Here is a 12,661-nt window from a genome sequence, read left to right as displayed (position 1 = left end):
CTCAGTGCTGGGCAGTTTACTAAGTTTAAATCGAGTCGGGGATAATATTTCCGGCTTTTTATAAAGGGTAACATAATACATTAGATTGCTTGTAGTTTTTGCAAAAGCTTAAAGATTGTTCTTGCTTTTTGTCGAGTATTCGTGACATATTTATAAAAGATACGGTAAATCGGTAGAGATATTGTAATAACTTGAAGGGGTTGCCAATCAAAAGGCGTTACCCCTCGTTCCGGTGGTTCTACCTGGGAACGAGAGAGACGAGAGAGTGCAGAGGGTACTTTGCTGCGATCTGAGCAAACTTGCCCATCAAAATTGATGAAATAAACGTGACAGGCGTTCAACCATAGGGGTTATAGGGATTCATAATGCTAAAAGACGCTCAAGGACTTGAAGTTACAACAGATTCTCAAGAAACGATCGCAGCTATCAACCGTTTCATCGAACAAGCCCTTGGTTATGGCAAGGATGCTGAAGCTTGTGTGTTAGAGGGAATTGCCGCAGATCCCACTTGTGCCATGCTCCATGCATATGCAGCAGCTCATTACCTCTGTCAGGAAAACGCTATAGCAATTCAGCAGGCAATATCTCACTTACTCTTAGCACAGCAGCAGGTAGAAAAACTGACAAAGCGAGAACAGTTATACATACAAGCCATTGCCGCTTGGGGATCGGGAGCAATTGATAGGGCGATCGCATTACACGAAGAAATTACCCAAGAGTTTCCCCGCGATTTGATTTCGGTTCAGCAGGGACAGTATCACTACTTCTATCTAGGAGACAAAGAGAGACTGCTCAAAATTGCTCAAAAAGTTTTCACAGCAAATCGAGACAATCATTACGTGTACGGTATGATGGCGTTTGGTTTGGAACAGTGCTATCGACTTGCAGAAGCGGAAGTCTTTGCCCGTCTGGCAACTACAATCAATCGTTACGATCCTTGGGCGCATCACGCCATAGCCCATGTGATGGAAACTCAAGGACGAGTGGATCGGGGGATCGCTTGGATGGAAAGCCACGCAGATACTTGGGAAAACTGCAACTCCATGCTTTACACCCATAATTGGTGGCATATAGCCCTTTATTACCTTGAAAGAGGCGACATAGAAAAAGTCTTTTCACTCTATGACACTCGCGTTTGGGGTGGCGCTCAGAAAAACTCTCCCAAAGATCAAGTTGGGGCGATCGCAACCTTGTTAAGGTTGGAGTTGCGCGGGGTAGATGTTGGAGAACGTTGGCAAGAGTTAAGTATTTATCTTTACTCTCGTATCTCCGAGCACGCATTACCTTTTCAAGACTTGCATTATGTCTATGCACTGGCAAAAGCAGGGCGGAGAGAATGGTTAAACGTAATGTTAAATAGTATGGAAAAGCACGCTACAACTGTCAATCCATACTTACGTCAAAACTGGTTTGAAATTGCTATTCCGGCTGCTAGAGGTTTGGTTGCTCATGCCATCGGTCATTGGTCAACTGCGATCGCACAACTCAAACCCGTTTTACCACAACTCTATAAACTTGGGGGCAGCCATGCTCAACGAGTCTTATTTGAACAAGTTTATAGAAATTCTATTTTACGAGATGAAAATCTTTCCGCAAGTACTTTGTATGCCTCCAACTCCACAACAGCAAAACGCTGAACTCCTACTTCTTCCATAACAGATTGCAGTTCTGTATCTGGCTGAAGTAAAGCAAATTGAAGTTGCTCAATCAAAGATATACCAAGATGTTGAGCGATCGCTAGAGGTGGCATGGGAGATAGACCTAGCACCTCTACCACGCGCAACTGATGGGACAATTCTGGAAATTGTCGCAGTTCTTGCTCCAATACAGCACTATCAATATCTTACCTTGTTACAAACCTAGATCTTGGTTAAACACCTTTTTTTGTGTTGTTTTATGTGTTTTTATGTTATGTTGAGTCAGTCTATTCTTTATATAAAGTCCAAAAACGCTAGAACCCAGTCAGGAAGCAAATAGTAACGTTTTGTTACTTTCTGAATCTTGAAAATTATCAGCTTTTGTCAAAATAAAACTAATGCCGGGAACAATTAATTTTATGGATACTTCCCTTTTAGACCGTACTGTAGAAGAAAAATTGGTAACTTTAACAGATGTGACCTGGGAGCAATTTAAAGGAATTGAGGCACAACTCATCGATAATCGCAGTGTGCGCCTATCTTATTTATCAGGAATTTTAGAAATTATGTCCCCAGTTGGTCCGTTGCACGAGTACGTGAAAACAACTCTTGGCTATTTACTAGAAGCTTACATGAGATTTTTGGGTATGCGTTTCTATGGTAAAGGTGGCTTTACCATAGAAAAAACTGGTTATGCTTCTGGGACACCTGACGAATCTTACTGCATCGGCACTGATAAAGAAACTCCCGATATCTTAATTGAAATTATTGTTACCAGTGGCACCATTAACCGACGTGAATTATACAGACCCAAGCAAGTTCCCGAAGTTTGGTTCTGGAAATCTGACACTATTAGAATATTCCATTTAAATTCCTCTGGGGATGATGAGGAAGTTAACCGTAGCAGCTTCTTCCCCAATTTAGACCCAAATGTGCTACTGCAATATATCGCCATGCCCGACCAGTATGACGCTGTCCAGGCATTTGAACAGTTTTTGCGATCTCTTTACCGGAACGAGACTTCAACTCTTTAGTTTATAGAAATTCTCTTTTCCGAGATGAAAAACTTTCTGCAAGGACTTCATATTTCTTCAACTCCACAACAGTAAAACGCCGAACTCCTACTTCTTCCATAACAGATTGCAGTTCTGTATCTGGCTGAAGTAAAGCAAATTGAAGTTGCTCGATCAAAGCTTCACCAAGATGTTGAGCGACTACTAGAGGTGGTATGGGAGATGGTCCAAGCACCTCTACTACCCGCAAGTGATGAGATAATTCTGGAAATTGCTGAATTTCTTGCTCTAACACAATACTATCAATAGCTGCACAATCCACTCGCCCATTGACTACCCATTCAATGGAACGTTGATGAGAACCAGATTGTATTGCTTGACTAAAAAAGTTTTTGGAATGCCCGGTTTGAATTAAGCGATCGCACAGCAAATTGTAACCGCTATTAGAACCTAAATCGTTGTAGCAAAAACTTTTTAGAGCTAAATCGTCAAACTTTGTCAGATCGCTAGCAGCATTAACAATAACATCCGAAAAGTAAATTGGTTGGTTTTGATAGCGCGTTCCTTCCATCACAGGAGCAACCAACACCTGCAACTGATGAGGTACAGTCTGGCAATACCTAATAAGAGGTAATCCACAGATAAATGCCAAGTCTAATTGGTTTTTAATCAGCAGGGGGTCTTCTAATGGATCGCATTCACCTTGGTGAAGTTGAGTTTCAACACCTAAAATACGACCCACATACGCCACAACTGCTTTATAAAAATGGAACAAGTTAGGAGCTAAATATGAGATAGCCCGTAACTTTTTTAAGTCCGCTACTTGCGGCTGACAGTCTTCCACTCATTGTCTCCAATTTCTTCATGTGCTACAAATTGCAGCATACTCCGGCTAGACCAATAAATTTGCAAAAAAATCACGCTTATCAAGGCAAGCAAGGCAACGATCAAAACTGTCCCGTATGCTTTGGTATGCCACCAAAAACGCATAACAAATGCTGTACTTAGCCGTACTACTGTCATTTTTACGACTCCTCTACCCTTAAATTGGTTTATTCTCTTTTTTAAATACGGTAAATCGATGAGTTTAATGTTATTAAAATAGTATTGCACAGTTGATCGAAAAAAGCAAAGATGGATATGTAGCGGTGCAAAAGTGACAAGCACTGCGATATGCTGCGTCTGCCCTCAGACAGGCTTGCGTCCCCACACCTGAAACAACAAAGGTTGAACCACGAAAGTCCCAGGGGTGTTCAGATGTCCCCGCAACTCCTCAACTAGCGCAGTTAGCTCGTCAGGTGTATGGAGTCCATCTGCAATAATGTGGTCTCGCAACCCTTCAACGATCTCAAGAAAAAGCATTTGACCAAATTCACCAGCGTGGGACACCTGGGCATGGACTTTGACCTGCACCTCGACGAGTCCCGCCGCTCGCAAGAGTCCCGGCAATCGGCGTCCCAAATACCCATCAAGACCACGTGCCTGATAGACACGCTGATAAGTAGTGAGCAGCTGCAACCAAGCCGGATGTGGCGGTTCACAAACGAGGGACACGACATCAAGATCTTGGACTGCCACCACTCCACCAGGTCGGGTAAGTGCTACCATTTCTGCCAGCACGCGCTCTGTATGGGGGTTTATCATCAGCACGAGCCGTTCATGTACCACATCAAAAGAGGCACGGGGCAACCCTGTCGCCGTGACATCCCCTTGGAACACCCGCACGTTCGGTAAGCGTCGCTCCGCCAAAATAGTCTGTGCCATGTCCAGTAAGCGTGCTTCACGGTCCACACCCACAACTTCCCCGGTAGGTCCCACGCGCTCTGCCAAGAGATGGAGGATGCCAAGCGGTCCACATCCTAGATCGATCGCCCGTCCGCCTACAGTGAGTCCCAGGCGATCGAGCAGCCAGCAAGCTTCTGCCTCAAAGAGTGTCCCTTGTTTTAATAAGCGCTTCTGCTCGGTCAAGCTGGTGCCAAGAATATACTCCTCCCCTTGGGACATCTGTGCCTCCCTTTAGTGCAAAGTAACGGTTAAATCTTTGGTAACTTTTTACTTACCACTCCAATGAATAAATTGTTTCTCAATTAGCAAGAACACTGCATTTAGGGCGTACCCCAGAATGCCAGTAATCAAAATAGAAGCGTACATGTCCTTAACATTCAAGACTTGTTGAGCATCAATGATACGCTTACCCAATCCCGTTTCAGTACCAATAAACATTTCTGCCACGATCGCAATAACAAGAGCGAGACTGATTCCGGTGCGTAATCCAATAAACGTCTGAGGCAAACTTTCCCAAAACAAGACATCTTTAAAAATCTGAAATCGATTAGCACCCATCACCTTCGCAGCTAAAATCCTGTTTTTTGTAGCATGGATAACGCCATAGGCGCTGTTGAACACGATAACGAGTAGAGCACTAAACGCTGCGATCGCTGGAATGTGTTGCTTTGTTTCCAATTGAATAACTTGAGGATTGTCAATACCGATTTTTTCTAAAATTCCTTTGGCTAACGCTTGATTTTGAGGACCGGGACCTGTACCGAATTTTTTGCCTTTTAAGTCGTCAATTGTTTGAATAGGACTATCCTTAGCCACAATAATCTCATCCACTACGTTCTGAATATTACTGGGATTGGATGCAATGATTTTAAATAAACCAGGTTGTAAAATTTCCCCCAAAGCTAGATTACTCGATCCAATAGCCGCCGAACCTTGAACTCGTCCAGCTATCAGCCCTTCAACAACTTGTTGTGCTCCAGGTAATTTGTTGGCGTCTACATTTAATCCGGCTTGTTTAAAATATCCTTTTTCTAGAGCTAAATAAAACGATAAACTTGCTGATACAGGCCAGTGACCAATAATAATTTTGGGAGCAATTTCTGTTTTTTCTGTTGAAGATGATGACTTTGTAACTAGTTGGTTTGACGTTTTTGTATTGCAGCCGTGAATTGCAGATGCAAGAGCTGCACTTGCACCCATTTGAAGAACGATACGTCATGCTATCAAATAACGCTAAAACGTAGTAAATCTTAGTCAATCGTAGTAAAACTGTATTCATAACCGTCAGAACGATGAATAAGTTTGACGTATTGTCGATCTACAGAAATGCGACGTGTGCTAATTAGCACCTCTACTCCTTTAGGCGTGGGAGTTTTAATTCTAGCTCGATAAATTCCCGCTTTAATGTGTTTCCGATCTTTGAGCAAATTGCAAATCACATAATCACCTGCGGTTGCATGAGTATATTTCTGATTTTTGCTAACTAGCTTAACTTCTTTTTTACCAGTAATGGGATTGTTTTTGATGCTGGCTATGGCGGGAAAACCTTTAGCATTGACCCTTTGTACCTGTCTTGTCCCATGTCCAGTACAAGTAACTCGTAATGGTTGACAAATTCGCAATTTAACTATGGACAACGTTGCTACACAACTACTGTCAATCCAATGGGCTTTGAGTAATCCGCTTTGAATACGAATCATTTTAGTAGATGCACCATCACCACTGATAACTGGTAATCCGAATTGCTGTGCCATTTCAAATATGGCTTTACGGGTAGAGTTAACAGCCGCAGCATCACTTAATGACTTTTTCTGATGTGATTTAATTTTTTGGAGAATTTCCGGTTGCTCTTTGAGAAATTGCTCTACTGGCTTATTGCCTTTTTTCTGATTGCATTTTTCACAAGATAAAGTCAGGTTTGAGAATCGGTCACTGCCTCCCTTGCTACGTGCATTAATATGCTCAATCTGTAAGGGTACGTCTGTGTTACCGCAATAAACACACTCTCTACCCCAGTGTTCTAGAAGTGCTTCGCGTAAGGTGTAACCCCGTAGTGTCCCCTGCTGGTATTCAATGCCTTCTATGTCTGGTGTCTCCATTTTTTGCAAGTCGAATTTAACCGATTCAATTGCAATTGATTTAATTGGAGCTATTTTCAGCAATCGTTTAATCCAAGTCTGAGTGGTTAACAACCGATGCCGCAAACTGGGTGCTAGCCAACCATCTGGCTTTTTGCGGTCAAATCTCTTTTTGCGATAGCGAAGTCTTCTGGTTCTTCTAGAACGTCGAACACCTGCTCTCTTGATTAATTCCATTTTAATTGCTAATCCTCGATGTTCTAATTCCATCGCCCAAACGACTTCATTCTTATTTAAATCCACTAAGCTCATTCCTGTATAGCGGCTTCCTGGGTCGATTCTCAGTTCTAAATAGGATTCTACATTTTCATCAACATCCTTATCCAAAATTAGAGTAAATGGGAACGACTTGAGTTTTTTAGCTTTGCCAATAGATTGTAGAATTCTCGCTCTTGCTGGTGTTGTTGGTTTTAGTATTTTGCCATTCTTGCTGAAAACAAATACAGAATTGGTAATCATCATTTGATGAATCTCCCGATTGGGGTATAGTTTGCCTTGACACTGCTTTTAAACTTCTCAAAAAGGTTCGGTGTTGCACTATAGCAAAGTAGCCATGTTCCTCCCTCGACGCTTGAGACTGGCTAATCTCATTAAGTCATGATTTAAAAGCGGACTGAAATCCAAAAGGATAACATAGAATAAACAGTTCTATGCTGAGTCATGGTGAAGTCAGTTAACCGAATTGCTTCGATTTACTACGAATCGCTTCGTTTTGCCTACTTCTCTACGAACTTTCATAACCGGACTAACAGGATACGGTATTTCAAGGATTTGGCATCTGTATTAGTGTCAAACACAACACGCATGGTCAATCTTTATTCATGCAAGACTTCTTCAGTGAACTCCTCACGTTCATCCTCTGTCATTACATTCCAGTCTCGACCTCGTTGTGTTGCAACTTTTCGCACCCGTTCTTCGCTATCGTGGGACAAATACAACCAGTTAGCCCAATTTTGATTTAACAGAAATTTGAACACTTCTATTTGCTGTTCTTGTGGCAATTGCTTGACTAATTCAACAATTTGTGAATTTGTTAACGTTAAATTTAGCATAGTTGTGACCTCCACTCCTATTTTGACTTTATATTCACAACAACTTTTTGCGCCTTTATAAAGAAGTTTGAACGCGATAAGCCGGGTACGGCTTGCGCCGAAGCGATCGCTCTGCTGATGAACCGCCATAGCATGATTTACTGCCAAATCGTTATACACTTCTCTCCTTGCTACAAAGCTAGATCTTGGTTGAGCACGTCTTTTTTTGTCTAATTGTGTGCTTTTGTGTGTTTTTATGTTATCCTGAGTTAGCCTATTCTTCATATAAAGATATGTTAATTCTTTTGACTCCTTTGATAGTTGATTACCATGGTTAGCCAGGGAGCAGGGAAAGATGAAGTTTTGGAAACAGCGACTGAGCCAACTACTGAGGTGGTACAACTACGTAGTGGCGGCTGTGCTGGAATTGACGAGATTGGCTGGAGCCACACGCTATAACTTTGATAGTCCAGGGATTAGTTTTACTCCTGATAACTACTACTCGTGGACAAGGATAGCAAATGGAAAAGGCACTATCAATGATGCTCGTTACCTTGTTCATGAAATCGCAGAAGTTGAGGAATTGCTAGGCATTAAGCAACAAACTGGTTTTGATTTCATAGGCATCGGTTGGGATAACATGACACGCAAACAAAAAAGACAATGGCAAGCTGATTTCCAAGACTACTATATCCAAGCCCATGGGAAAGCACTGGAAGTTGAGTATCAATTTGTTGCCGACCAAGTGTCCGTTGCAACTAAAGGCAAAATTTCTATTTCTCGATTTTTAGCAGCAGCAATAGATCCGAACAGAGATGAAGCGCATAGATATATGTTGGTAGACGGAGTACCTCTGGAGGAACATCCAAACTTTAGTGATTGGCAACTACGCAGTCAAGAAATCGCCGAACTTAATCGTAACCAGCGAATGCGATTGGGATTTACCATAAATCCAACACTTGCTGAGTTGGTTAGAGCAGTCAAACAAATAAAACTAAATTCTCTTTAAAACGACTTATTTTAAACAGTATCTCTGTTAGACTTCATTGAGAGGAAAACTATGTTGAACGATAATGAATTTCAAGAATTAGTTGAGGATTTGTTTAGTTCAGATGTATCCATACGTGTTGCTACATTAAAGACTTTATGCCAAGACCCTTCACAAGATGAACGAGTACTATCACATCTAGAGGCTTTGTTGAATGACATTACACCATGTATTGTCATGTTACCATATCGCTTTGGAGAAATTCGTTGGTTAGCTGTCAAAGCTTTGGTTGCAGAACGTGCGGCGCTTGGTCATAGTGAGCCAGTACGCTTGCATAATGTTGTCCGACCTTTTGATACAGAAGAATTCGCGTTGTTGGCTGCTTCTGCTGGTGTAAAAAGTCGGGGTGGTGTCGAAGGTGTACTGGAAGCACTGGCTACTCTTCGTAAAATGGGAGAGTTGCCATTATATGATTTAGAGCTTGTGCCAAATGTCAAAAATAAGCAGGACAGAACAATTGCTAATTCAACTAATTTAATGTCTTCTAAAGGTGCTACATCAGAGGACGTTACTCAAGAACCACAGTCGTCTAAGGTTTCTGCATCCTAAAACTCTACTACCTATGAAAGACATAGGTTTAATCGCTTGGTGGTAAGTGCCGAACTTTCTTAGATTTAGTTATACTAAAGATTTTGAAGTCTTTGAAGTGCTTTTTTATAAGCATCTTGTCTTCCTTGTTGCGCGTAGAGAGACATTGCCTTTTGAAGATCGTTCATTGCTGCTTGCTTGTCTAGCAATTTTCACTCTTATTGAAGAACAAATTTATCCGCGTTCGTCTGCTACAGGCTGCGGTTCCATAAATTTTTTATCTATTGCACTCAATATGATGGAGCATTTATATCCAGGTATGGGTGGACGCCATCGGCAAACTCTATCCTATGGACAGTCCCCCAATTTAAGTTTATCTCCAAGACAAGCTCTGGCTCGTGAGGTATGGGATGTACGATCGATATATCGAAGTCAAAAACTTTATAATTTGGAGATTAAGCGGAGTTTACAACAAGTCATTAGACAAAACAAATTGAGATGGCAGGGGATTTTTGATAAGTAGAGGATTAAACAATGGATGAAAATACATTAATTAGCGTCTTGAAAGCTAATAAATTAATGCGATGCCGTGAAGAAGTTACAGCTTTTGAAAATGCTTTAATGGAACTGGTGGAGAATCCTAATAGTAAATATTTGAGAGAACTACATTTAGTATTGGACGATGAATGTCAGCACCAGGAAGTTATGTTTCGTCTCATTCACTTTTTAGAATCTTTTGATGTAAAAGAGCAGTTACAAGCCTTTATTGATGTCATTCCTAATTTGGCAACTTCAGCACCTGAATGGACAAAGATACTTCACGATCGTATCTTGAATGATGAGCTAGCCTATTTTTTATATAAAGATATGTTAAATTCTGTTGACTCCTTAAAGCGCGATACTGTTAATCACTTACTAACAGAAATGACACGGCAATGTCAGCCTGTTAATACATAGCTAATGTTATTGAAGGAAACATTCAGTAAGTGGGTGCAAATAATTGTTACTGGTTTGTAGTTCTGATGCATGCGAAGACAGCGCTACTACAAGCCAAACAAATTCTAATTCTCGTTACATAGTTGGGTTTTTCTCGCAAACTTACTTAGCTCAGTTAATAGTATTTCAAACACAAACAAAGGAGATTTCTGAGTGGATACATTAAAAAAATATCGAGAGACTATTTATAAAATTCTTAAGGAGCATGCTGACATTCCCTATGCTTATGGTGAAATTAAATCTGAAGTTGTTGTTAGCCAAGATGAAAATCACTATTTGCTAATGATTGCGGGTTGGCACGATACTCTCCGGATTCACGGTTGTGTAGTTGATGTTGAAATTATCAATGACAAGATTTGGATTCAACGAGATGGGATTGAGGATGGAATTACAGATGATTTAGTAGCTTCAGGAGTGCCTAAAGATAAAATTGTTCTGGCATTTCATCCACCTGAGGCTAGACAATATACTGGTTATGCAGTGGCTTAAATAAATATAGAGTAGGTTGGCTATACGAATTATGTAGAGACGCGCCATGGCGCGTCTTGATTTTATATGTTGACTCACATTACAGAATTCACAAATCCGGAGTAAATATTTACTCCCAAAGAAGTAAAACTATGGGCTAATTTTGAATAATTTTATATACCAATGGGAAGAAGTTTAAGCTTGTGCTCTTCGCAACAATGAGACAGCATAACACTTTTAGTCTATACGCAGCGAGCGAGCGCTATAACTGACCACAATATTTTGCTGACTGGAAAAATTATGCACGAAAGAAGTAATCAGTACTTTTACAACTCGTATCTAAATTCTAAAATTAGAATGAATCACTCCGAACTCTGTAGAGTGCAGAGGCAAGAAAGAGAGGATTTCAAAAAATACACAGGATTATTAAAACACTCTTAAGATTTTAGCTTATCTACCCAAAGTATGAAGTCATGCTGACAACTCAATCATCAAGCTTCGAGCGAAAAATCGTGCGCCTATTCAAACATTTGATTTATTCAATGATGTCCCCCTGGCAATGTCCGCTACCAGTAGCAGACAACACAACGGATAAAGTTGCTATCTATTTTTACAAAAATGACAGATGGGTTCCAATTATGTTTTACAGATTGGAAGAAGCGATCGCGCTTTATCATCAATCCCAAAGTTATGAAATGCAAATACAGATATTTCCACCTGAATTAAATCCCAATGATTTTGATTTGTCCTCCTACCAGGAAACTCCACCACACAACAAACTTCCATCATCTTCATTAAGGGTATAATTTATCACCAGTTGACGAATCAAACACAAATAACTTATCCAAATTAAATTCTAAAGAAAGGCGATCGCCCCTTTTGGAAAGTACTTCTGTACTAATTTGAACATTTAAAATCACCGACGTACCAGGGAACCCAGTCCGTACCAAAGTCTCCCGTCCCAGAGGTTCCACCACCTTAACCTCCACTGTTAACTCACTCAACTCTTCCTCTGGGTGCTCTCTGCGCCTAGAAGGTTCAACAAGAGAAATATGTTCCGGACGAATACCCAAATCAAAATTCTGCCCTACCCCAAGACGCAATTTTTCCTTAACAGAATTGGGACAGGATAATATTTGACCCATAACATCAAAGCCATTACCTGTAAACTTTGCAGGTACAATATTCATGGGAGGGCTTCCCAAGAAAGTAGCAACCATACGGTTTGTCGGTTGAGAATAGATAGTATTGGGTGCGCCAATTTGTTGAATTCGTCCCCGATTGAGAACTACTATCTTATCAGCCAAAGTCATCGCTTCAACCTGGTCGTGAGTCACATAGATAGTCGTGATTCCCAGTTCTTGATGAAGTTGTTTCAACTCAGCCCGTGTATCATCACGCAATTGAGCATCCAAGTTAGACAGTGGCTCATCAAGTAAAAAAACTTGAGGTTCGCGAGCGATCGCTCTTCCCAAAGCAACACGCTGCTGTTGTCCACCTGAAAGTTGCTTGGGTTTGCGCTCTAAAAGATGTTCTAGAGAAAGCGATCGCGCTACAACCATAACTCTTTCTTGAATGATTTTCGGATCGACTTTTCGCATTTGCAGCCCAAAAGCAATGTTTTGTGCCACTGTCATGTGAGGGTAGAGGGCGTAGTTTTGAAATACCATTGCCACATCTCGCTGTCTTGCGGGAATATTGTTAACCAACTTTTCCCCAATATAAAGTTTGCCAGATGTTGCCGTTTCCAAACCAGCGATAGTTCGCAAAATTGTAGATTTGCCACAACCAGATGGTCCAACTAACACCCAAAACTCACCATCAGGTATGTCGAGAGTGATGTCCTCAATAGCGGTGACGTTATTAAATCTACGCTTAATGTTTTCTAGACGAACGGTTGCCATTTTAGATAGTTGTTAGTTGTTAGTTGTTAGTTGTTAGTTGTTGGTTGTTAGTTGTTGGTTGTTAGTTGTTGGTTGTTGGTTGTTAGTTGTTGGTTGTTAGTTGTTGGTTGTTA

General features: G+C 41.1%; 16 protein-coding genes. 8 read left to right on the top strand and 8 right to left on the bottom strand.

Annotated elements, in window-relative coordinates:
- Positions 1-365 precede the first annotated feature (365 nt).
- Positions 366-1,637: a tetratricopeptide repeat protein gene (locus tag F7734_RS38465; RefSeq protein WP_155749706.1), complete on the top strand. Its 1,272-nt coding sequence runs from the start codon at positions 366-368 to the stop codon at positions 1,635-1,637.
- Here the strand turns inward: F7734_RS38465 and F7734_RS38460 are convergent.
- Complete coding sequence (locus F7734_RS38460) at positions 1,556-1,825, bottom strand: hypothetical protein (RefSeq protein WP_243147315.1); 270 nt, start codon at positions 1,823-1,825, stop codon at positions 1,556-1,558. The genes F7734_RS38465 and F7734_RS38460 overlap by 82 nt on opposite strands.
- A gap of 231 nt (positions 1,826-2,056) precedes the next feature.
- Between F7734_RS38460 and F7734_RS38455 the strand changes: the two genes are divergently transcribed.
- On the top strand, positions 2,057-2,671 hold the full coding sequence (locus F7734_RS38455; RefSeq protein WP_155749705.1) for a Uma2 family endonuclease: 615 nt from the start codon (positions 2,057-2,059) through the stop codon (positions 2,669-2,671).
- Between the two features lies 1 nt (position 2,672).
- On the opposite strand, the gene F7734_RS38450 is transcribed toward F7734_RS38455, so the two are convergent.
- The 6 genes from F7734_RS38450 to F7734_RS62380 all read right to left on the bottom strand — a co-directional run bounded on the left by F7734_RS38450 (position 2,673) and on the right by F7734_RS62380 (position 7,772).
- A complete protein-coding gene (locus F7734_RS38450; protein ID WP_166482415.1) occupies positions 2,673-3,494 on the bottom strand; it encodes a PhnD/SsuA/transferrin family substrate-binding protein in 822 nt (273 codons plus the stop codon).
- Positions 3,470-3,673 (bottom strand): hypothetical protein, encoded by a 204-nt coding sequence (locus tag F7734_RS38445; protein WP_155749704.1) that lies wholly within the window; start codon positions 3,671-3,673, stop codon positions 3,470-3,472. The genes F7734_RS38450 and F7734_RS38445 overlap by 25 nt, the downstream gene beginning before the upstream one ends.
- A 165-nt stretch (positions 3,674-3,838) precedes the next feature.
- Positions 3,839-4,654, bottom strand: coding sequence for a methyltransferase domain-containing protein (locus F7734_RS38440; protein WP_155749703.1), 816 nt, complete (start codon positions 4,652-4,654; stop codon positions 3,839-3,841).
- 48 nt (positions 4,655-4,702) lie between these two features.
- Entirely contained in the window at positions 4,703-5,635 is a 933-nt protein-coding gene (locus F7734_RS64280; RefSeq protein WP_155749702.1) for an ABC transporter substrate-binding protein, read from the bottom strand.
- 50 nt (positions 5,636-5,685) lie between these two features.
- Positions 5,686-7,035, bottom strand: coding sequence for an RNA-guided endonuclease IscB (iscB, locus tag F7734_RS38430; RefSeq protein WP_243147314.1), 1,350 nt, complete (start codon positions 7,033-7,035; stop codon positions 5,686-5,688).
- A 353-nt stretch (positions 7,036-7,388) separates the two neighbouring features.
- On the bottom strand, positions 7,389-7,772 hold the full coding sequence (locus tag F7734_RS62380) for a hypothetical protein (protein ID WP_207714311.1): 384 nt from the start codon (positions 7,770-7,772) through the stop codon (positions 7,389-7,391).
- Positions 7,773-7,959: 187 nt separating this feature from the next.
- Here F7734_RS62380 and F7734_RS38420 point away from each other — a divergent pair, with 187 nt between their 5' ends.
- The 6 genes from F7734_RS38420 (at position 7,960) to F7734_RS38395 (ending at position 11,450) form a co-directional block, all read left to right on the top strand.
- Positions 7,960-8,613 carry a hypothetical protein gene (locus F7734_RS38420; RefSeq protein WP_155749701.1) on the top strand — a complete coding sequence of 218 codons (654 nt, stop codon included), beginning with the start codon at positions 7,960-7,962 and terminating at the stop codon, positions 8,611-8,613.
- 51 nt (positions 8,614-8,664) lie between these two features.
- Positions 8,665-9,201: a hypothetical protein gene (locus F7734_RS38415; RefSeq protein ID WP_155749700.1), complete on the top strand. Its 537-nt coding sequence runs from the start codon at positions 8,665-8,667 to the stop codon at positions 9,199-9,201.
- 166 nt (positions 9,202-9,367) lie between these two features.
- Positions 9,368-9,703 (top strand): hypothetical protein, encoded by a 336-nt coding sequence (locus F7734_RS38410; protein WP_243147313.1) that lies wholly within the window; start codon positions 9,368-9,370, stop codon positions 9,701-9,703.
- A gap of 11 nt (positions 9,704-9,714) precedes the next feature.
- The gene (locus F7734_RS38405; protein ID WP_155749699.1) at positions 9,715-10,137 is read left to right on the top strand and encodes an Imm30 family immunity protein; all 423 of its coding nucleotides are present in this window, start codon (positions 9,715-9,717) and stop codon (positions 10,135-10,137) included.
- Positions 10,138-10,329: 192 nt separating this feature from the next.
- Positions 10,330-10,665 (top strand): XisI protein, encoded by a 336-nt coding sequence (locus F7734_RS38400; RefSeq protein WP_166482414.1) that lies wholly within the window; start codon positions 10,330-10,332, stop codon positions 10,663-10,665.
- Between the two features lie 452 nt (positions 10,666-11,117).
- Positions 11,118-11,450 (top strand): hypothetical protein, encoded by a 333-nt coding sequence (locus F7734_RS38395; protein ID WP_155749698.1) that lies wholly within the window; start codon positions 11,118-11,120, stop codon positions 11,448-11,450.
- Here F7734_RS38395 and F7734_RS38390 read toward each other — a convergent pair.
- Positions 11,439-12,548: an ABC transporter ATP-binding protein gene (locus F7734_RS38390; protein ID WP_155749697.1), complete on the bottom strand. Its 1,110-nt coding sequence runs from the start codon at positions 12,546-12,548 to the stop codon at positions 11,439-11,441. The two genes, F7734_RS38395 and F7734_RS38390, sit on opposite strands and share 12 nt — an antisense overlap.
- Between the last annotated feature and the right edge of the window lie 113 nt (positions 12,549-12,661).

The sequence above is a fragment of the Scytonema sp. UIC 10036 genome, from assembly GCF_009725235.1.
Note: the sequence above shows the minus strand (reverse complement) of the source record. Positions and strands in the feature narration are given on the sequence as shown.